Consider the following 20,162-nt stretch of genomic DNA (forward strand, 5'->3'; position numbering starts at 1 on the left):
TCGGGGAAACGAACTCGCCCCGGCTATTTGCTGTGTTCGCGAGCGCACCGGGATTTCGCCGAACCTCGCGTCCACGAGCACGGCGAAGACATGGCCGAAATCCGCAGCTGAGTGCGGCCGAACGGCGGGTCCCACGTCAACGCTTGGTCAGGTCGGTCAGTAGGCCCGCTCAAACCCCACGAAGGCGCCTCCACGCGCTACGGCCAGCCGCACTCAGTGAGCTGCTGTAATAATCTGAAAGCATCCGATCGCAACTTCCATCACGATCAGCACGACTATAACGCACTCAAGACGCAGCGAGCGCCGTGTGTCGATGATGTCCGTCAGTGCGTTAGCCGTTCCGGATATGGCCTACAGCTTGCGCTCAAGCATCTCAAGACGCTCCTTCAGTTCGTATTCGTCTTTCAGACGCGAATAGAGCCGCTCGAGTTCCGGCTTCTCCCAGAGTGCGTCGGGCTTTTCGGCAATGGCGACGCGGCCCGCGACGCGCTGCGGGACCAGGAGCGCATTGCCGATCAGTTGGAGAATGCCCTTGCGGCCCCGCGGCGTCCGGCCGCGCTCGGCTAGTTCGCGTGCAAAGGGTTCGATCACGTCGAACACCGCGGCGACACGGCGCTCATCTCGCTCCAGCGCCGTGCTCTTGGCTAGCGTATCGGCGATCAGCAGCAGCCGATCGTCGCTAAATTCTCTGAGACAAATCCGCCCGACCGGCAGGATGACCTCGGCGCTCTGGTCATTGCAGAGCTGCGCCTGCGCGCTCTCCTCCTCATAGGAGCTGAGTTCACCGATGACCCGCGATATCAGGGTTCCGATCAGAGCGGTTTCTTCCGAGGGCGACAATCCGATGAGCACTACAACGCCATAGCGGACGATCACGACAAGGCCCGCATGAATGCGGAAAGCGACCGGCGTCGAGGACACTAGCGTTCCGATTTCGAGAGCCGACGGGCTGATGCGATCGCCCAGCATGACTGCGCGAATGCTCAGCATCGAGGCGGCCGCCGTCTGTTCGGAGACGGCAGGCTTACCGGGCGTAAGTTGATCCATGTTCACTTTAGCATCCGGTTTGACTGCGACACGATAGCGTTCCCCCGGGACCTTCAAACACGTCCAGAACTTCGTCGCAGATGGTGCAGCGGAATTTGCCGGGCGCGTCGCTGAGAGATGATGCTGCGATCCAGAAAATGCCGGTTCGAAGTTTGGATGGGTGCGTCGCCATTTCCATGTTCGTGCATGCTTGGCCGCAAGGTCAATCGAATGACCCAGCAACTCTTGGAGGAATTCGACGACCCGGGCCGCCAAACATTTGGCTGCGCCATAGGCGTCGTCCTCGAAACAAGGTCGAGCAAGATTGATGCCGAACCGGTGTCTTCGCGCCAACGGCGTCAGGAGTTTCCGCTTCAATGGGCGAGCGAAAATGATTGTCTGAAACGGCACAGGTTGACCAAAGACTGGCCGCGATGTGTGTTCAATTTCCTCCAGAGCATGTCGGCTACAGAACACGGCGAATCCTGCGCGCCGCCGGATGCTTCAAGGCAATCAGAGCCTTAACCGCTGCAGCGGCGCTGGCATAGCTGTTGCTATGAAATGTCGCAATGACCGAGCGAAGGCGGAGTGCACACCCGGTCCGATCTGGCGAAAACAGGACGTTACCAGTGGACCGAGGGTGGCGAAGGTGAAGTGCCGTTTTCAACCGTCAGCCACACGACGTCCAGCCAAGGCCCGGGTACAACGGCAGAAAGGACTTGAGACCGTGCATATCGAACCGGGAATAGTAACAGGCGCCAAGCTCGTGTTGAGGTACGCGACAGGCATTGCGACGGGCTGCGTCATCGCCAAGCTTGTGGTCGAGACCATAAGCGAGCGGGGCGCTCTGTCATTTGCTATGCGAGCCATCGCCGCGACGGGCCTTGTGTTCACGTTTTTCGAAACCTGCCGCACTTTGCGGGTGGGGTCTCCGAAGTGCACTTCGTGCGGCGCTCGACGCGGTCACTGTTGTTCGGCGCGGCGCCGGCTGCCTTTGGTCTTGCGCTCGGCCTTTTGCTGCAAGGCGTCCTCTTTGTTCCGACCGATCTGCCGCAATATGGTATGAATGCCACGACGCTTCTAGTGCCGCTGTTTGCGAGCCGGGCGCTCGCCAAGCGGCTCATTCCATCCAAGGCCGCCTATCGCGCGGTCGCTAGTGAGCGGACGCGCACTACCGAGTTCGACCTGCTGGTGCGTGATGCGGCCAAGGCGAACTGCCGCAACGACGTGGACGAATGGCGGGATGCGGTCAGCGCAGCAGCCTGGTCGCAGAGCATCGGGGGCGGGGTTGGACACCAGGGGCGTCTTGCGCTGCTGATAAACGGGAATTCATCCGTCGAACGAGGTTACCCATGCAACATTAGCAGCCTCCTAATCACAGCCGCGATGGCACGCCGTTCGGCGGCTTCCCATGCTCTGCTGCAGTCGGCCGGAATGTTCGCAGTTCGACAAAGAAGATCGCCATGTATGGATTGATCGTGGTGTTGACCATACTCGCACTGTGCAGCATCGTGTTTGCCGGCGAATTGACGGGGCCGGCAAAGGTCATCAGCACCGACACTCTTGAAATTCACGGGACGCGCGTTCGGCTCTGGGGCATCGACGCGCCGGACAAGACGCAAATGTGCCGAGATATCAACGTCAATCCATATCGATGTGGCCTCAGGGCCGCGAGCGAGCTTGAAATCTTCATTGCAGAGCGCGAAGTCAGTTGTCTGTCAGTCCTGGAGGATGAGTGTGGACGGACGATGGCGATCTGTTCAGCTGATGGCATCGAACTCGGAGAATGGTTGGTGCGTAACGGTCTCGTGCTCGATTGGGCGCGATACTCCAGGGGACGATACCACGCTGCGCAACGCGCGGCCGATCGTGCCGGACTGGGCTTGTGGGCGGGCAGCTTTGCCGTACCTTGGCTATATCGAGCGTGCGTTCGGTTAGGTGGTCGACCAGCCAGCTGTTCTGACGACGCGAATGCACACCCTTGACCCGTATTCCCTAGACCAGAATATATGCCAGAGTCGGTTCCGCACAAAGTGACAGTCACGGGCGAGCTGGCGTCGACCGGGAGTGAGCAGGCTTACCACTGCCGCCCAACCATGCTCAAAGAAGTAGGACGGTCTCAAGCTCTCGTAAGCGCGAAAGTCGCAAGACAGAAAATCGCAAGCTCCGCAGGAACGCCTCGTTCTCGGCGTAATTCTTCGGAACCATGGACTCGCGGTCATGCCAAGGCGGCGCCTTTTCGAGTTCGAGAGAGAGCCGCATTTACTCGGAAGAATGGCGGGCTCTCCGGAGCCTAAACAAGACAAAGGCGTGGCACGGAACAACAATCAGATTCCGCCGGGTACAGGTTGAGCGGAAGAAAGAAGGCCACTGGCGTTCAAGGCACCACTGGGCGAGGTAGGCAACACGAATGAGGCTTGGGATGCAGCCTACCTCCACGCCATTCGCCTCAAACTTTCAGGTTTTGACATGCCCAGAGCTCGCAGCTTGATTCCCAGAGGTCGCCAGATGCTGTCCCGCCAAAACTCATACACTCGCGCTCAAATCTGATGGACCAAGCAGGTGCGACGCTTGCTCAACGCCGCCCCGAGGGGCCATCGAAACGACGGCAGTCGAATTGCGCCCTTTGCCGCGGGAACGCCGCATAGGTACCTTTCCGGACTTCGCTGCTGTTGGCAATATCGGCCGCGATTGCCGTTTCAAGCCACGGCTGCTCCGACATAGGCCCAGCATTTGGCCGGGCGGGTAGGAACCACACAATGAAGTCGCACCGGTAATTCGAGGAGCGGAGCTGAGCTCACTCAGAGATCGCAAGCTCACCTGACTGCGATCTAAGAATTGAACTGGTCGGCAGTCCCCGATGGTGCCGACGCGGGATGGTCGGAAGCAGTTCGGAGCAAACGAACACGATCTGCCGGTCTGCATTTTCTCCCCTGCTGCTCCGGAGATCAGGCTTCTTATAACTCCGGCAAGCGACCTTTCGTGACCGTCGCCAGAGGCCCACCAAAATAGCTGGGTTTCATTGCCGTTCTATTCGCACGGCGATCTCGGCAGCGAATTCTTCGTGCCGTTCTGGGTGGTGCTATTGTGCCAGACCGATGCCGGGGGGACCCTGATGGGCGGCTGGCGTATCGTGCGCTAGGGCTTTCGCGTCACGACCAGGTCGCGGCCAGATGGTCTCGGTCCAGAGGCATTGCATCAGCATGTTGTTCTTGGCGACTTTCCTCGCCATTATCGGCGCCGCGCCCCTTAGCGGTGCGCTGGAACGTGGCCAGCTCGATCGTCTATGCCTGGAGAGAATTACGTGCCAGCCTCGGCGATCGTTGCGGCGCTGACCTGATGGGGTCAATGCTTTCGATGTTTTCGTCAGGACACGAGCTTCAGCCCGACAATGCCGGCGACGATCAGCCCGATGCTGGCAAGGCGAAACGCGGCGGCCGGTTCTCCGAACAGGATGATCCCGAGCGCTGCGGTGCCGACCGCACCGATGCCGGTCCAAACCGCATAAGCAGTTCCAATGGGCAGCGTCTTTAGAGCAAGGCCGAGCAGGATCACGCTGCCGGCCATGGCCGCGAGCGTGAGCACGGACGGAACGGGCTTGGTAAAGCCCTCAGTGTATTTGAGGCCGATTGCCCAGGCGACCTCCAGCAGGCCGGCGACCAACAAAATGCTCCAGGCCATGGCGGCCCTCCGTTCATGGCACGGTCGTCCCGCGGCTGATGTGGTGATGAGCTGGAAGGCCACCTTGCCAGGGCTCGCGATTCACTTCGAGGGGTCAACTTCTCTCAAAAATCAGCATTCCGACGTTATCGGTTCGGCGAATTCACACGATCGACAAAGCAGAAAGCCGTCCGTTCCGTTCATGCGATCGGCAATCTTGCAAAAAGCTGCCCCTTCGAAGAGATCCTTGTACCTGTCGCGGAGAAGGTTGCCCAGAACGTGTCGTCGCTCAAAATCCATGCAGCAGAAAGTAACGTCGCCGTTTGGGAGAAGAACATTACGATATTGCCGTTCGTCAGGACATGTCAGTGCTCCAACGATTGGCTGCCGCGCTCCAACCATCTTCTCGCTGTTGCCAGCCCTGCTGCACAGCGGACGCGAGCGAACCAGCGCTTCGTCAGGAATTATGCCGATAAGTTCGGGATGCACCTCGCCCATGACTATGAAGAGCAACGATGAAATGTCGGCATCGACAAGTTGGCGCATCAAATCGACATAGTTGCGCCTGACGAGACCACTATTCATGTGCGTGCCGTCATCAAAAACATGCACCAGGAAAACGCGGAACTGCAGCGCACGCAAGCGTCTTAGATCCCGCCCGTTCATCCCTACCAGGGTTGTGAAAATTCGGATTCCATGGCCACAAGCATAGGCATGCTCAACCATTTCGGTGCAAGCCGGATTGAGCCAAGGCTCCGAATACCCGGAAAAGCTGATGTCGACAGCTGCTGGTACGCGCGCCAGACATCGCTTGAAATCTTGGAGAGAAAGATGCTTCACGTCGGATATCGCTCTTTGCCGTTCGGCAAACTTGTCCTGCGGGCAATAAGAACATCCGACGACACAGCCCGTTGTCGTCGTTATCTCCAAGACCCTGCCGCCACTGATTGCGGAGCGCAGCTCCTGTAGAGTCATCGATTTTATATTGTCCACTTCCGCGCTCCGCGTTTGGAACAAAGAGAGCTTGAGAGGACTGTCGATTTGCATCTCATGCCGATTCGCCCATGCATCATTCTCGATTCGTCGTCCATCAGCGCGACACGGCACGGTCGCAAGCGCGATCGCGACAGATGAAGAAAGCGCCACGGCTCTCTCCTTAGCGCCCCAGTCCAGCAGGATTGGAGGGCTGTCGAATGCACATGCCTCGATGGGGTTGGTCTAACGTCTCGTTTGTTCCAACAAGCATCAGTCATGCCATTGGCGGTACTGTCCATAACTCGACACGTCCGCGATAAATGTCGTCCCAAATGCCGCAACGGAAGCGCAACTCTACGCAATCGATAGCGTACAATATGACGCCACGTGCGATTCAAGCTCTCTCGAGAATGAGTTGAATGGCAGCTTTCTTATGAAAAGTGACGGTGTAGCCGCCGCCCCGAGCGCCACGTCATCATGATCAACGTGGTCGGCATCGACCCGCGAAGTTCCCATTGCGAGTGCCCCACCAAGCAGCTGATCCAAAATCTGAGGTGAAAAATCCGTAGGCATGTGAATCTCCTGTCAAAGGTCAGGGAAGCCAACTTACACTGTGCTACTGACACTCTCGGACGCGGCCAGCCTAAGCCGCCCTTGCTCTCATTAGGAGTCACGCAATGGTAGGTCCTCTGACTCAGAAGGACGTCGAGCGCCGCGCATATCAACTGTGGGAGCAAGCCGGAATGCCTAAGGGGCGCGATCAAGAGTTCTATCTAGAAGCGGAACGACAGCTGAACGAAGAGCTGATCCGTCATGAACTCAAGACGCCGGACACGCTGAAGAAAACCGGAAGAGAAGTCTGAGCGCCTTTTTGGCGTCGAGATCAATCCACTAGCTGTTGCAACGATCCACCGGTTGCCCCGACGCACGATGGAGTCGATCCGACCAATACTCGGCACGGTGTCGGCGCGTGTTGCCGTCCGAACGCCATCCTGTCCTCATCCGAGCACAAACCCAACAATCAGTGCGCCCGCGACCGCGCAAATGGTGCGCGTTCGATCGCCGCCTGGCTTCAATAACGCCAGAACCTCTTCTCGACTGGGACTTGAGAGATCTCCCGGGTTCAGCGCCACACGCGGCAGTGGGACTTCGCTGACTCGTTGTCAGCGACCGTCACCTCGATCTCTTCCTTCTCTTCCAAGGTATTTGCCTGGTGCAATCGCATGATCGGATCTGGTCGAGAACGCTAGCCCTCGTTGAGGCTATTAGCTTCAATTGACCCAATCGCTCGTTGAACACCGAGACGGAACGATCGTAAGAGTCTTTCAGCGAGGAGATTAGGTGCCTCTCATCTGGAGCCGCGATACTCGACAGCTGGAGTTGCGCGGAGGTTATCTTCTCGCGAGCTTGGCCAATAGCGTGGAGGACTCTGTCGATACCGCCGCTTTCAATAGCCTCGCCGAGTTCACCCATTCGCTCCTGTGACAATGGGTTCTGGCAAAAAAGGCACCCGGAAAGACTGTGCTTGGCGTGATATTGATATCCCTCTGTCGCCTAGACAAGCATCTGCGGATGGCGCTCAATCTCAGAAAGCTCGCGAGTCGACGGTGATATTCCGCAAACCGCGCGGGCATTACCCAGCACCGAAGCCACTTCGTTGAGGTCAAGGTCAAGAATATGCATTTTTGCTGGAGCTTCCTCCAGCCGACACGTGGCGCGATAAGCCTCCAGAGCTGCTTCGCCGAGTTCGCATTCAGGGCGTAAGCCTCCGAGGGGAGACGCCTTGCGGCGGGCTGGGCTGATGGTTGAGAACTGTACGTATGGACAGCCAGACGATCAGTACTCTGAATCGACTTGAAGTGGTTGATACAGGCCGGCGGCGCCGCTGGTCTGAGGAGGAAGGCGCGGATTGTTTTGGAAAGCCTATCCGAGCCGCGCCTGGTTGCGGCGACAGCGCTGCGATACGGCTTATCACGTTCTCTGCTGGTGACCTGGCGAAGAGCCTTCGCAGCGAACCGAACCAAATCCGAGGCTGGGTTTGTCAGGGCAGTTATGGCCGAGGGCGGGCCCGTGGCGTCGGTGGCGGCCTCATCGGAGAGCGCGACCGCACATTCGACGAAGCGTCGGATTGAGATCGAGCTGGCTGGCGGGCGACGCGTCATTGTTGATGCGGGCGTCGATGTTGAGGCGCTTCGCCGGATCATCGAGATTTTGGATCCGCGATGATCCCGGTTCCTACGGGAGTTCGGGTGTGGCTGGCGACGGGCCACACTGACATGCGCAAAGGCTTCGCCTCACTGTCGTTGCAGGTGCAAGAGGTGCTGCGCCGTGATCCGCTGAGTGGTCATTTGTTCTGCTTCCGCGGACGCAGGGGCGATCTATTGAAAGTGATCTGGCATGACGGCCAGGGAGCATGCCTGTTTACGGAAAAACTCGAGAGAGGTCGTTTTGTCTGGCCGTCGCTGGCGGACGGCGTGGTGTCGATCTCGCAGGCGCAGATGAGCTATCTGCTGTCCGGCATCGACTGGCGCAATCCCCAAGAGTCCTGGCGTCCGACCAGCGTAGGCTGAGACTTTGTCATTTGAGTTTGGCAGCGAATGTGATTCCATCTGGCCATGGACTCCAGCGCCGACCTGCCGCCCGATCTTGCCGCCGCGCATGCAATGATTTTGGCCGAACGCACGGCCAGGCTTGCGGCGGAAGCCAGGCTTGCTGAAGCGGCCAATGCCCAGGCGAAGCAATCGAGCACCGAAGCGCTGATTGCCCATCTCAAGCTCGAGATCGAGAAGCTACGACGCACGATATATGGCACGCGCTCGGAGCGATCGGCGCGGCTGCTCGATTAGCTAGAGCTGGAGCTTGAGGAGCTTGAGGCGGCCGCAACTGAGGATGAACTCGCCGCCGAGAAGGCAGCAGGCAAGACGCAGACGGTGCGTTCGTTTGAGCGCAGGCGGCCCGTTCGCCAGGCCTTCCCCGACGACATCGTGCGAGAACGCGTGGTCCTGCCGGCTCCGACGCAATGCCCCTACTGCGGGTCGGCGCGGCTGTCGAAGCTCGGCGAAAGCGTGACCTCGACGCTGGAGGAGATCCCACGCCGGTTCAAGGTGATCGACACGGTGCGGGAGAAGTTCAGTTGCCGGGACTGCGAGGCGATCACGCAGCCACCGGCACCGTTCTATGCCACGCCGCGGGGCTATATCGGACCGCAGCTTCTGGCGACGATCCTGTACGACAAATTTGGTCAGCATCAGCCGCTGAACCGACAGAGCCAGCGCTTCAAATGCGAGGGGATCGACCTGTCGGTCTCGACGCTGGCGGATCAGGTTGGCGCCGGAGCGTTCGCGGTCAGGCCCATCTTTGAACTGATCGAAGCCCATGTGCTCTCCGCCGATAGGCTCCATGGCAACGACACCAAGATCCCGATCCTGGCGAAGGGAAAGACGGATACCGGGCGGATTTGGACCTATGTCCGCGACGATCGGCCATTTGGCGGGCAAGGTCCGCCGGCGGCGCTGTTTTACGCCTCGCGCGATCGGCGCGGCGAACATCCGGCGCGGCATCTTCAGGACTTCGCCGGCATCCTTCAAGCCGACGCCTATAGCGGGTTCAACGCGCTCTTCGATCCCGGGCGCAAGGCGGTGCCCGCCACGGCCGCCTTCTGCTGGGCGCACGGCCGCAGAGCATTCTTCGAACTGGCCGATATCGCCCAGAACGCTCGCCGCGGAAGATCGGCGACGGCGATCTCGCCCATTGCGCTGGAAGCGGTTCGTCGAATTGACCAGCTGTTCGAGATCGAGCGCGAGATCCATGGGTCGAGTGCTGCGGAGCGGCTACGGGTCCGCCAAGACAGAAGCGCGCCGCTGCTGAGCGATTTTGAGGCTTGGCTACGGGCGGAATCCGCCCGGCTCTCGCGTTCGTCCAACGTGATCAAGCCGATCAATTATCTGCTCAACCGATGGGAAGGCTTTGCTCGCTTTGTCCACGACGGAAGGATCGAGCACGGCAAGGGCGGCAAGGATCGTTTCGTTATGCTCTCGCCGCAGCTTTTGAGGATTCTGCGGACGTATTGGCGGCTCACTCGGTCAAAACGATGGCTGTTTCCCGGCCGCGACGATGAGCGTCCGCTCGTCCCGAACGTACTGCACGCTGCCTGCCGTTCAGCCTGTGCTGCGGCCGGCTTAAGCAAGTCGGTGAAAGTGCATACGCTGCGGCACACATTCGCGACCCATCTCCTGGAGAACGGGGCCGACGTGCGCATTATCCAGGTGCTGCTCGGCCATGCCGGTCTGCAGAGCACGGCGCGCTATACCCAAGTCGCCACCAAGACTATCAGCAATACGCCAAGTCCGCTGGATCGGCTCCGCCTGGAGGTCGTGCCGCCCGGCTGAGCGGACCTGATGGCTCCGGTTCTGGAAGTGGCGGAGATCTTCCGCCGCCATGGCGAAGCGTTTCGGCAAGCCCGTGCCGAGCATCTCGGCCGTGTCGAACGGCGCGTCATGGGCGCCATCGCGGCATGCCGGACGGCTGTGCTCGGTGGCCATGTCGAGCAATGCGATGACTGCGGTGCCACCCGCATTGCCTACAACTCCTGTCGCAATCGGCATTGCCCGAAGTGCCAGGGTTTCGGCGCGCGCGCAATGGCTCGCCGAACGGCAAGCTGAACTCCTTCCCGTACCGTATTTCCACGTCGTCTTCACCATACCGGCCCCCGCCAGAGAGATCGCTTTCCAGAACAAGGCCGTCGTCTATGCCATCCTGTTCCGCTGCGCGGCAGAGACGCTCGCCACCATCGCGGCCGACCCCAAGCATCTTGGCGCTCAGCTCGGCGTGACCGCCGTCCTCCATACCTGGGGCCAGACCCTGCAACACCATCCGCATATCCACTGCGTCGTGCCCGGCGGTGGACCCTCGCTCGACGGCACACGCTGGGTCGCTTGCCGGCCCGGCTTCTTCCTGCCGGTGCGCGTCCTCTCCCGGCTGTTCCGCCGCCTGTTTCTGCAAGAGCTGCAAGCTGCCTTCGCGGCTAGCCAGTTGGGCTTCTTTGGCAATCTCGTCCGTCTCGCCGATCCCGCCGCATTCGGCGAGCGCCTCGCACAACTCCGACGGACCGACTGGGTCGTCTATGCCAAGCCGCCATTCGGCGGGCCCGAACAGGTGCTGGCTTATCTCGGCCGCTATACGCATCGCGTCGCCATCGCCAACAGTAGGCTGATCTCGCTTGCCGACGGCAAGGTGAGCTTTTCCTGGAAGGACTATCGGCAGAATCGTAAAGCCAAAGTGATGACGCTTGATGTCGATGAGTTCATTCGTCGCTTTCTCCTGCACTCCCTGCCGGACGGCTTCCACCGCATCCGCCACTATGGCTTCCTTGCCAATGGCGGACGCAACGATAAAATCGCTCTCTGCCGCCAACTCCTTGCTGTCCGCAACGCGCCGACTGATCAAAGAGCCGGCGACGATCCCCTCGCCACATGCGAGATCCCCGTCTGCCCGTATTGTGGCGGCACCATGCGGCGCGTCGATGTCGTGCCGCGAGCCTACGCGCGCGACCATCCGTTTCGTTGTGATACGTCATGACCAGCGCCTGCACCATTCGCCCCTTCGGTGATCACCTTCTCCACGGCGACGTCCGAAGTCGCCATGGCCGCGCTCGTCACCGAACACCCGGCCAATCGTTCGGCCACGCATCCCAGCGCAGCAAATCGCTCGCCGGATCGCGCCCTTGGCCCGATCAATCGGGCCTTTCACATCCGATGAATGACTCGGGGACGCGCGGCGACCACAGGCGCGCGTTCCCCGCAACCGCACCCGCTGCACTATTCCCATAGCGCCCACAACTCCGCAGCTTCGTTCAATCCGGCTTCTATGAGGTCGCACGCAGGACAGAGTGCGCGGCTCGCGCCTGCCACGCGACCTCACAGAACCCTCAAGATTCCCAAATCAGTTCGTTTCTGATTCACCATGCTGGCTGGGCGGGAGGCCAGCATGGATGGGCAAGCCTTATTCTCTGGGTCTTCGCCAGCGTGTCGTGGCCGCGATTGAGGGCGGGATGTCCCGCAATCGGGCAGCCAAGCAGTTTGGGGTCGCGATCAGCACCGCAATTGGCTGGATGAAGCGGGTCGACGAGACCGGGAGCGTTGCTCCGGGCCAGATGGGCGGTCATAAGCCGAAGGCGATTTCGGGAGAGCCTGCGGTCTGGCTGTCGCAACGGATCAAGGACGGCGATTTCACGATACGCGGGCTCGTTGCCGAGCTTGCCGGACGCGGCCTGAAGGTCGACTACCATTCGGTGTGGGACTTCGTGCATGCCGAGAAGCTCAGCTTCAAAAAAAAGCGTGGCGGCTGGCGAACGGGATCGACCCGAGGTCGCGCGGCGGCGAGCCCAGTGGACAAAATATCAAGGTCGCGTCGAAGCTGAGCGGCTGGTCTTCATCGACGAGACCTGGACCAGGACCGATATGGCGCCCTTGCGGGGATCGGTGCGGATGCTGCGATATCTAGGACTTTCGTTGAAAGCGTGCAAAGGAGAAGGAAGCCGAAGAGGGCCAATATTGCACCGGGGGCACTTCGAATTGCGAGCAACCAGATAAGCTCGTTCCACGCCTTTACTCTATTGGTTTCTCGGGCTTCAGCTTTATCCTCGACCACTCGAGTCGGTAGACTTCCCAATAAGCTTTCGACATCATTGCGCACGTTGCGTAAGAGTGCGGCGCCGACGTATGTCACAACGGTCGCGCCGGCGATCCCGAAGGACATCGTCAGAAATAGTGCCGCTTCCCCTACGAGGATTTTCAATGCTGCCTCCTAGCGATCCGCCGATCCCCAACGCAGAAGGAAACGGCCTTCCAACTTTCCCAGCCGAAACCGAATACGCTTTAACGGATGATGTAGCGGAAATTCGATCGGCCCGATACCAAGGAGATAAGCTGGACATCGATCCCTTCCCCGATATTCCGCCGGCGCTTCTGTCGTCCGAGCACATTAAGGCTTACGTCCGACAGACCGGAATGATTCATCCGTTCGACGACGACAAAGGACGCCTCAAATCCGCCTCGTACGAAGTTAATGCCGGTGGACGATTTATCTACTGGGACGAGGCGGGATGCAAGAAATCAGTCCCTGTCGCGAAGGACGGCACAATTACCCTCCCTGCGAACTCGATCAGTTTTGTTCAGATAGACATTACGTTCCGCCTTCCTCAATACATCGCGGTTCGTTTCAATCTTCGAATAACGCATGTTCACCGAGGGCTTCTTCTTGGGACGGGGCCGCTGGTCGATCCGGGTTTTCACGGAACGCTGCTCATTCCACTCCACAATCTGACGTCGGATGAATACACGATCCGTGGCGATGAGGGATTGATATGGATGGAGTTCACCAAAACGTCCCATCCGTCGAAGCATGGGATCGTCACGAACCGTCCTGTCGCCAAATTTGACCCTACCGAGCCCCGGAAAAACAACCAGCCGCCGGAGTACTACTTTGACCGCGCAAGCAAGAACAGGCCGATCCGAAGTTCCATCCCCGGAGTGGTTGCGGACGCCAACTCAAAGGCGCAAGAGGCGGTGGATGCGGCAACAAGAGCCGAGCGAACAAACAAGATTTTCGTCGGAGGCGGTCTGCTCGCGGTCGCTGGTGTGGTGGTCGGCTTGTTCTCCTTCTTTGAGTCCGTCAAAGCGAACGTCATTGCAGCCTATAATTTGGCTTCAACGGTCTCCGTCGCAGCAACGCAAGCCGGAGCCGATGCCAAGAGAGCACAGGACGACGTAAAGGACGTTCGTGCTGCGGTCGATGCAATGGCAGCGCGAGCTCCGGCGGAGGAGCTTCAGCGACTACGCGCTCAACTCGAGGAGACCAGGGTCGAGGTGCAAGTCTTACGCCGGGAATTGGACCGTGCGATCGCAAGATCGGGCGCGACGAAGAACGACACTGGGCCCAGATAACCAGGGGGCTCTATGCAACAGCAGTGGAAGGGACGGCCGCTAGACGCTCGCGGGTGGTGCCGGTGATTTCCCTTGCTTGTGGGTTTTCGTCGATCGCAAAGCGTCGAATCAGCTCGGCTTTTTCCGGTCGACTAGCGAAATTATTTCGGCTCCATCGTTGTTCGAGGAGGGTACCCCTTCAGTCTGTGACTTCAGGCGCGGAAAGGCCTTTACGTCGGCATCGTTGCCCGAAAAATACCCACGAGGTAGGGCGGCGAGTTCTTCAATTTCACGCGCCGGCAGGCACAGTTCGGCTACGATTTCGCCCTTCGTGCGAATCTTATTCTCGATCAAAGCTTCAAAGCCGCGTCGCAAGACCCGCGGCTGTTCTGAATTAAGGACCGCATCGAGCGGCTCCTCGCCGCGCCAGCCTCTTCGATTGTAATTGATCCATAGTCTCCTGGCCTGGTCTTGATTGATGAGACCGATGTGCTCACATCTGACGATCATCATCCCAATGGAAACACGCCAGCGCTCCTTACGAGAGAGCATGCCGTCTAGAGTGGGAGCCCAGAGTTCATCCACGAAGCTCTTTGCTGGTAGCAAAAGAGCTGCGGCGAAGCGATGCGCTTGTTGTTCTAGTACCTTCCAATCGGCAGTGTTTCTAACACGCCGACGATCGACTCGACGATGTAAAAGCAAATGCGCAAGCTCGTGAGCGGCGTCAAACCGCGAGCGCACCGCGCTTGCCTTATCCTTGCCAAGTACCACAAAGGGAATTCGGAAGGACGATGACCATTGTGAAAAGGCATCTAGCGACTCGGCCGCAACATTAATGCGAGCGGTTATCACGCCGCTGTTCTCCAACTCCAATAAGAGGTCCGGTATCGGACCCGACCCGAAATTCCACCAGTCCCGACACTCCTGAGCTATGTGTTCAATCTGAGCAGAAGTGAGTGTCCGGAAATCCTCCGGCGCGCGAATCGGCGGCAGTTCGAGCTTCGGGAAGTCCAAAAACTCACGCTGATAGGATGTTATCTCCTTTAGCCAACGAAGGCGGGGATGGCATCGCTCGCGAGCGATCTGAGTCGCGCTGGCATTTGATCGCCAGAACGTCGGGTCATCGTTGTCTTCCGACCAAGGCTGGCTCAGGAAAAACGACCGTGGAAAGCCTAGCTTCTCAGAAAGTCGATCCATCACATCGGGGCGCGGCGTTTGAGGCCCAGACTCATATTGCGAAATGGCCATGGGACTGACGTTGATCATCTCGGCGAGCGCGACTTTGGTTAGCCCAAAGGCCTGCCGAGCTTCAGTCAACCTCCCGGCCACGAAACCAGGGGTACCTACTGTCATTGCTGTCCTACTCTTCCGCCTTCTTCGCTCGACGCTTGATGAGAGGCTTGGCGATATCGCGCTGAGGAACCTCGAGCCCGGCTTCGTTCTGCTCAAACCGCGCGATAATTTCTGCCACTGCGATGTTGAGCCCCCACGTTCGATATGATTCGTCCGCGACCGCAAAGTTCAGAAATCCCAGTCGCTGTTCAGGCGCCTCAAATTTCTTGCCGATCGGCCCATGTATAAGAATGCCGTTGATCGCTGAAAGATCGAACACCTTGGGATTGATATCGCCCAGGTCGAATTGCGGCGCGCTCAAGAAGGTGTTCATGGCGGACATGGCTTCACGGAATTTGGCTGGTCTCGCCATTTCGGAAGGCGTCTGGACGTAGCATTGCACCATCGCAACCGCACCGCCTCGAACCAGCGTGTAATTCCAGTCATTCGCTGAGATCTTTTGGACGGTGGAGATCATCCCCGTTTCGGCTGCAACCTGGCGCAAGGCGCGTTCGGCGACGTAGAATCGCTCATCCAGCAGCTTCGCGGGCTTCTGATCTTCCAGAATACGCATATCGTTCGTCACGGCCTGGAACGATTCGTCGTAGGCCCATTCCATACTGTTCTGGATCCCGCGCCAGAACGGCAACTTGGTGTCACGCAGCACCGTGGCCCAGAACGCGGAGCGGACCTCTTCATCAGTCATTCGCGAATCCTTTAACCCATGGTCGATTAAAGTGTAATGCACAAATCGTTGTGAAAAGTAAAGTATCAAAGCCCTCAGTGCGCGAGGCAGGCGGCCCAGCCTCTTCCGAAACCTGGGGCAGCTTGCTTTGCGCAATCGCGGCGCACCCCTTTTTAGCTTCGTAACCCACCGATATTACTACAAAAAAGCCTATTCGGTGTTGCCTCCGTGTGATCCGGAGCGACTTCGCTATTTTCAGGTTCGAGCGTCCCAAGGTTGACCGAATCAAAAACTGAGAACATTGCGGCGGTGGGCCTCGCGGTACAGGCTGATTCCCGGTACGTACGCGCTGGCGAGCTTGCGGAGGAAGCGGACCCGATTCGTAAGGTCGTGCCGAAGTTTATGAAGAGCTCCAATCTCTTGTGGAGCCCGGGGCACTCCGGCGATCGGGATCCGGAAAGCTGCTTTCGGCAATGGAGGTTTGGCGATAACCTCAACGGAGTCGCGCTGCGGCGCGCGTGAGGGCGGAGCGACAACTTGTTTTCACTTTTCGATGCGGAGGGCGTCAACCCGCCGATTTCGCGGCCGCGAGCGAACCAAGTTGCCCGCAAGAGTCTCGCGCCAGACGTGGATTTGTCGCCAATCCTGTCACACGGTGCGCGGGTACTGTTCCTGGACGTGGAAACCACCGGCCTCAGCTGGTTCTACGATGAGATTACGATCATCGGCTGGGCTATAGACGGCGAATACAAGGTCTTGGTCAAAGGCGAGGACCCGGCTCCGCTGCTCCAGGATCTCACATCTGCGACCGTCCTGGTGACGTTTAACGGTACGCTTTTCGACCTCCGTTTTCTTCAGAAGACGTTCGGGGAACTGGCGCTGCCCGGCATTCACGTCGATTTGCGCTATCTGGCGCGGCGCGTAGGACTAGCGGGCGGACAAAAAAGCATCGAAAGAGAGCTTCAGGTCGACTTCCGAACCGATCTCGAAGACGTCGACGGAGCCGCAGCAGTCCTTCTGTGGCACGATTACCTGCGGGGAAGCCTCGCCGCTCTCCAGCGGCTCGTGCTCTACAATCGCAGCGACGTTCTCGGGATGGCCGCCATCCTGGACGTCGTAATGGCGCGGCTTAACCTTCAGCGCGATTTCTGGCTGCAGCCGCAAGCGTTCAATGATATTGCGCGCCACATCTTCCATCAGCCGGTGCCGATGATTGCGGATAGAGCGCTCCAGCCCGGCGTAACGTTCCGGAGCTTCAAGTCGATCTTTTCCGGAACGTCAGCGGAGCGCGCGCGTATCGTTGGGATCGATCTAACCGGTTCCGAAAAGCGTGGATCTGGTTGGTGCGTCCTGAACGGCGCGGCCGCCGAAACACTTACCGTCCACACCGATCAGGAAATGATCGACCGGATACTCGAGCTCAAGCCGGATCTGGTCTCCATCGACTCTCCGCTCTCACTTCCATTCGGGCGCACGGTCGTGACGGATGATGATCCCGGTCGCCAGCAGTTCGGCATCATGCGCGAGTGTGAACGAGAGCTGAAACGCCGCGGGGTGAATGTATATCCGGCGCTCCTGCCCAGCATGCAAGGCTTGACCCGTCGGGGGATGTTGCTGGCTTCCAGGATCCGAGCGGAAGGGATCGCGGTCATCGAAAGCTATCCCGGCGCCGCCCAAGACATTATGGCCATCCCGCGGAAGGGCGCTGGGATCGAGTACCTCAAGCGCGGCCTGTCGGACTTCGGGATCGAAGGGCGTTATGTTTCCGAGCAAGTCACTCACGACGAGCTGGATGCCATAACCGCAGCGCTCGTTGGCTCATTTTTCCTCGCCGGCAAGTATGAGGGGCTAAGCGGTCCGACGGAAGGGGCATTGATCGTGCCGAAGCTGTCAGATGGTGAGGATGCACCTCTGGTTGTAGGCATTAGCGGACGTATCTGCTCGGGAAAGACGACCGCTGCTCACATGCTCGAGGAGGCTGGCTTCGTTTACACTCGCTTTAGTCTTGTGATCGACGACGAAATCCGGAATGCGGGTGCTTCGTTGGATCGCGCGACGCGCCAAAAGTTTGGCGAACAAATCCACCGGGAAAAAGGCCAGAGGTGGCTGTGCGAGCGCGTCCTGCAACGCGTGGGCAAACAGAAGCTGATCGCGATTGATGGACTCCGGTTCCCGGAGGATCGAGCTTATTTCGTAGAGACGTTTGGAACTCGTTTCATTCACGTGCATATCTCAGCATCCGACGAAATTCGTCGTAAACGATACGCCGAAGATGCAGCCGTTTCCTTCGAAACAGCGGATAACCAGCCCGTCGAAGCTGGGATTGAGCCGCTCTCGAAGTTGGCCCAGGCGCACATGACGAACGAAGGAACTTTGTCCGATTTGAAACAATCGCTTGTTCAGATTGTCTCGGACTTCTCAAAGAGTGATAAATGCCTGTCTCAGTAGTTGTAGGCGGCCAGTACGGTTCAGAAGGCAAGGGTAAGGTGGCGCTCGCGGTCGCGCGAGAGAAGCATGCACATTGCGTTGTTCGAGTGGGAGGGACCAACTCGGGGCACACAATCGTAGACGGAGAGAAGCCGAGATCATTCCGCCAATTGCCGGCCTCCACGTTCGCGGATAATTCGATCGCGGTCCTTCCGCCAGGGGCCCTGATCGACATCGATATTTTTGAGAAAGAGGTCGCTGAGTTGGGTTTGGAGCCGGACCGTGTCGTCGTTAGTCCGCTCGCGAGCCTAATTACCGCGGAAGATCGCGGCAGCGAGTCCAGCCTGGTAGATCGGATCGGATCGACCGGATCAGGTACAGGCGCAGCGCTCGTACGTCGCATCAGTCGCGGGGCCTTGGTCCGTTTAGCTAAAGACGAGGAAAAGCTGCGTCCCTACTTGAGGGATACGACCGACCTCATGCGAAGTGTATTGGCCAAGGGGCAGCGCATCGTCATCGAGGGCTCGCAGGGGTTCGGCCTTTCGCTCCTGCACGGCGGATTCTATCCGCATGCGACCGGTCGAGACACGACGGCGGCGGCATTTGTCGCCGAAGCGGGTCTAAGCCCGCGCGACGTCGACGAGATCGTGCTCGTCTTGCGTGCACACCCGATACGCGTTGCAGGCACCTCCGGTCCTCTCGAGCAAGAGATGAGCTGGGAAGAGGTCGCAGCTGAAGCAGGTCTTCCCGAAGGTTACAAGGAGCTGACCACGGCAACGCGGAAAGTCAGACGCATCGGACGATTCGAACTGGACGTGGTCCGACGCGCGATCGCCGTCAACCAACCGACATCGATCGTGCTAAACCATCTCGACTACCTCGATCCGGCGGTTCGCGCGGGGGAGAGGACACGTCGGGCATGTGATTTTCTTTCGTTTGTCGAAGCTGGGATCGGACAGAAGATAGACAAAGTTGGGCTTGGGCCAAATTCGCTGGTGGCAAGGTCTGAGTTCAACGCGACGCGAAATCATCCGAGCTCGAGGCATTCGCTCAGAGCGCTCTGAGATATCGCTTCAATCGACCGGGATAGCGCCTGAGCATGTTTTTTCTGCCCCACGATCCAGAAATGCCGGCACGAGCCTCTTCGTGCCAAGAAATGTCTGATGAGAGGTGCATCGGGAAATCGTTCTCCGAATTTCGCGCGCAGCACCTCGGCCTGCTGAACAACCGTCGCGGTCCTGTTGAGATGGTGGTAGACGATCAACGAGTGACCATTGCCCCAGAACTCAGCCAGTTCATTCCAAAAGGCATACTTGCCGCTCTTGGGGGAATGACGTTGGACTGAAGCCGTCTCCAGGCCATTGTCTGGATCGAGAAACACAAGTTCGTGGCCAGTTGCGCCTGCGACGGCCTTCTTCAGCCAAGCTGCCCGTGACAGCGCTTTCTCCGTCCGCGAAATCCTCGCTCTGTGTTCTTGGTCGGATATCAACTTGCTGAAGAATGTTGTGCCGGGCGGCAGGATTTGCGAAGCCGCAATAGATCTCACGCTTCTTCGCCCCTTGTGAATAATGCGGGCCAGAGCGGAGTGGAGGTTGGGATCGAGCTGTGCAAAAGCCTGGTCGCGGAGGTAACTGATATGTCTCCCGTCTGCGTTGTGGTCCTCGTCCGAGTACAAGTACCATATGACGGCGATCCGAAGATTCGTCTCTCGTGCAATTGCTCTCAGCAAGGCGAATTTCGCGAAGTCTCCGACGTCGCCTACGTACCGGTTTTGCATCTTGGTTATTGATCTAATTTCCAAGAGATGGTCATCGATGAATCCGAATGAGTCAGACGCGGAGGAGCGCGCGAGAAAGTACGCGAAGTCGGATCCTTTTAAAAGCATCCCGCGGGCTTTGCTGTCGTCTGCTGAAATAGCTGACTACGCGCGCGCGACCGGAATGCTTGATCCATTCAGCGAGGATCAGCTCAAATCGGCCTCCTACGAGGTTCACATTGGTGGTGAAGTTATCTGGTGGGATCGCTCAGGCCAAAAGCAGAAGCGAATCGTAAACCGGGGCGATACTTTCATTCTAGAGGCAAATTCGATCGTATTCGCCCAAGTCGAGCCAATTTTCAGGCTGCCCATCGCGATC

14 protein-coding genes and 5 pseudogenes are annotated in these 20,162 nt (G+C 58.8%); 13 read left to right on the forward strand and 6 right to left on the reverse strand.

Annotation, left to right across the window (positions count from 1 at the left end):
- Positions 1–213: 213 nt before the first annotated feature.
- A pseudogene (locus tag IVA96_RS21900) lies at positions 214–1,047 on the reverse strand (RMD1 family protein).
- A gap of 706 nt (positions 1,048–1,753) precedes the next feature.
- Between IVA96_RS21900 and IVA96_RS21905 the strand changes: the two are divergent.
- From IVA96_RS21905 to IVA96_RS21915, 3 genes and pseudogenes are all read left to right on the forward strand, one after another.
- Positions 1,754–2,151 (forward strand): annotated as a pseudogene (locus IVA96_RS21905) (energy-coupling factor ABC transporter permease); the annotation flags it as partial.
- 338 nt (positions 2,152–2,489) lie between these two features.
- On the forward strand, positions 2,490–3,011 hold the full coding sequence (locus tag IVA96_RS21910; protein ID WP_247419186.1) for a thermonuclease family protein: 522 nt from the start codon (positions 2,490–2,492) through the stop codon (positions 3,009–3,011).
- 1,037 nt (positions 3,012–4,048) lie between these two features.
- The gene (locus IVA96_RS21915) at positions 4,049–4,168 is read left to right on the forward strand and encodes an inorganic phosphate transporter (RefSeq protein WP_247334058.1); all 120 of its coding nucleotides are present in this window, start codon (positions 4,049–4,051) and stop codon (positions 4,166–4,168) included.
- Positions 4,169–4,392: 224 nt separating this feature from the next.
- On the opposite strand, the gene sugE is transcribed toward IVA96_RS21915, so the two are convergent.
- Positions 4,393–4,707, reverse strand: a complete 315-nt coding sequence (gene sugE / locus IVA96_RS21920) for a quaternary ammonium compound efflux SMR transporter SugE (protein ID WP_247279066.1) — start codon at positions 4,705–4,707, stop codon at positions 4,393–4,395.
- A 111-nt stretch (positions 4,708–4,818) separates the two neighbouring features.
- Positions 4,819–5,832 carry a radical SAM/SPASM domain-containing protein gene (locus tag IVA96_RS21925; protein WP_247419187.1) on the reverse strand — a complete coding sequence of 338 codons (1,014 nt, stop codon included), beginning with the start codon at positions 5,830–5,832 and terminating at the stop codon, positions 4,819–4,821.
- Between the two features lie 506 nt (positions 5,833–6,338).
- Here IVA96_RS21925 and IVA96_RS21930 point away from each other — a divergent pair.
- From IVA96_RS21930 to IVA96_RS21965, 8 genes and pseudogenes are all read left to right on the forward strand, one after another.
- Complete coding sequence (locus tag IVA96_RS21930; protein ID WP_247419188.1) at positions 6,339–6,524, forward strand: DUF2934 domain-containing protein; 186 nt, start codon at positions 6,339–6,341, stop codon at positions 6,522–6,524.
- 991 nt (positions 6,525–7,515) lie between these two features.
- Entirely contained in the window at positions 7,516–7,887 is a 372-nt protein-coding gene (locus IVA96_RS21935; RefSeq protein ID WP_247419189.1) for a transposase, read from the forward strand.
- Entirely contained in the window at positions 7,884–8,231 is a 348-nt protein-coding gene (gene tnpB, locus IVA96_RS21940; RefSeq protein WP_247419190.1) for an IS66 family insertion sequence element accessory protein TnpB, read from the forward strand. The genes IVA96_RS21935 and tnpB overlap by 4 nt, the downstream gene beginning before the upstream one ends.
- 93 nt (positions 8,232–8,324) lie before the next feature.
- A pseudogene (locus IVA96_RS21945) lies at positions 8,325–9,656 on the forward strand (IS66 family transposase); the annotation flags it as partial.
- Positions 9,654–10,049: a tyrosine-type recombinase/integrase gene (locus tag IVA96_RS21950; RefSeq protein WP_346347909.1), complete on the forward strand. Its 396-nt coding sequence runs from the start codon at positions 9,654–9,656 to the stop codon at positions 10,047–10,049. The pseudogene IVA96_RS21945 and the gene IVA96_RS21950, both read left to right, overlap by 3 nt.
- 6 nt (positions 10,050–10,055) lie before the next feature.
- A pseudogene (locus IVA96_RS21955) lies at positions 10,056–11,238 on the forward strand (IS91 family transposase).
- A 412-nt stretch (positions 11,239–11,650) separates the two neighbouring features.
- Positions 11,651–12,137, forward strand: a pseudogene (locus IVA96_RS21960) (transposase); the annotation flags it as partial.
- Between the two features lie 318 nt (positions 12,138–12,455).
- Positions 12,456–13,604, forward strand: coding sequence for a hypothetical protein (locus IVA96_RS21965; RefSeq protein ID WP_247419191.1), 1,149 nt, complete (start codon positions 12,456–12,458; stop codon positions 13,602–13,604).
- A gap of 108 nt (positions 13,605–13,712) precedes the next feature.
- On the opposite strand, the gene IVA96_RS21970 is transcribed toward IVA96_RS21965, so the two are convergent.
- Positions 13,713–14,936, reverse strand: a complete 1,224-nt coding sequence (locus IVA96_RS21970; RefSeq protein ID WP_247419192.1) for an XRE family transcriptional regulator — start codon at positions 14,934–14,936, stop codon at positions 13,713–13,715.
- 7 nt (positions 14,937–14,943) lie between these two features.
- Positions 14,944–15,621 (reverse strand): hypothetical protein, encoded by a 678-nt coding sequence (locus IVA96_RS21975; protein WP_247419193.1) that lies wholly within the window; start codon positions 15,619–15,621, stop codon positions 14,944–14,946.
- A gap of 516 nt (positions 15,622–16,137) precedes the next feature.
- Between IVA96_RS21975 and IVA96_RS21980 the strand changes: the two genes are divergently transcribed.
- Positions 16,138–18,048 carry a ribonuclease H-like domain-containing protein gene (locus IVA96_RS21980; protein ID WP_247419195.1) on the forward strand — a complete coding sequence of 637 codons (1,911 nt, stop codon included), beginning with the start codon at positions 16,138–16,140 and terminating at the stop codon, positions 18,046–18,048.
- Positions 18,033–19,091 (forward strand): adenylosuccinate synthetase, encoded by a 1,059-nt coding sequence (locus IVA96_RS21985; RefSeq protein WP_247419197.1) that lies wholly within the window; start codon positions 18,033–18,035, stop codon positions 19,089–19,091. Before IVA96_RS21980 ends, IVA96_RS21985 begins: the two co-directional genes overlap by 16 nt.
- Here the strand turns inward: IVA96_RS21985 and IVA96_RS21990 are convergent.
- Positions 19,055–19,756: a hypothetical protein gene (locus IVA96_RS21990; protein WP_247419198.1), complete on the reverse strand. Its 702-nt coding sequence runs from the start codon at positions 19,754–19,756 to the stop codon at positions 19,055–19,057. The two genes, IVA96_RS21985 and IVA96_RS21990, sit on opposite strands and share 37 nt — an antisense overlap.
- Positions 19,757–20,162 lie beyond the last annotated feature (406 nt).

The sequence above is a fragment of the Bradyrhizobium sp. 159 genome, assembly GCF_023073795.1.
GTDB lineage: Bacteria > Pseudomonadota > Alphaproteobacteria > Rhizobiales > Xanthobacteraceae > Bradyrhizobium.

Coding starts and splice junctions, on each gene's coding strand:
- IVA96_RS21910 (WP_247419186.1), top strand. CDS start 2,490: ATGTATGGATTGATCGTGGTGTTGACCATACTCGCACTGTGCAGCATC.
- sugE (WP_247279066.1), bottom strand. CDS start 4,707: ATGGCCTGGAGCATTTTGTTGGTCGCCGGCCTGCTGGAGGTCGCCTGG.
- IVA96_RS21930 (WP_247419188.1), top strand. CDS start 6,339: ATGGTAGGTCCTCTGACTCAGAAGGACGTCGAGCGCCGCGCATATCAA.
- tnpB (WP_247419190.1), top strand. CDS start 7,884: ATGATCCCGGTTCCTACGGGAGTTCGGGTGTGGCTGGCGACGGGCCAC.
- IVA96_RS21965 (WP_247419191.1), top strand. CDS start 12,456: ATGCTGCCTCCTAGCGATCCGCCGATCCCCAACGCAGAAGGAAACGGC.
- IVA96_RS21970 (WP_247419192.1), bottom strand. CDS start 14,936: ATGACAGTAGGTACCCCTGGTTTCGTGGCCGGGAGGTTGACTGAAGCT.
- IVA96_RS21975 (WP_247419193.1), bottom strand. CDS start 15,621: ATGACTGATGAAGAGGTCCGCTCCGCGTTCTGGGCCACGGTGCTGCGT.
- IVA96_RS21985 (WP_247419197.1), top strand. CDS start 18,033: ATGCCTGTCTCAGTAGTTGTAGGCGGCCAGTACGGTTCAGAAGGCAAG.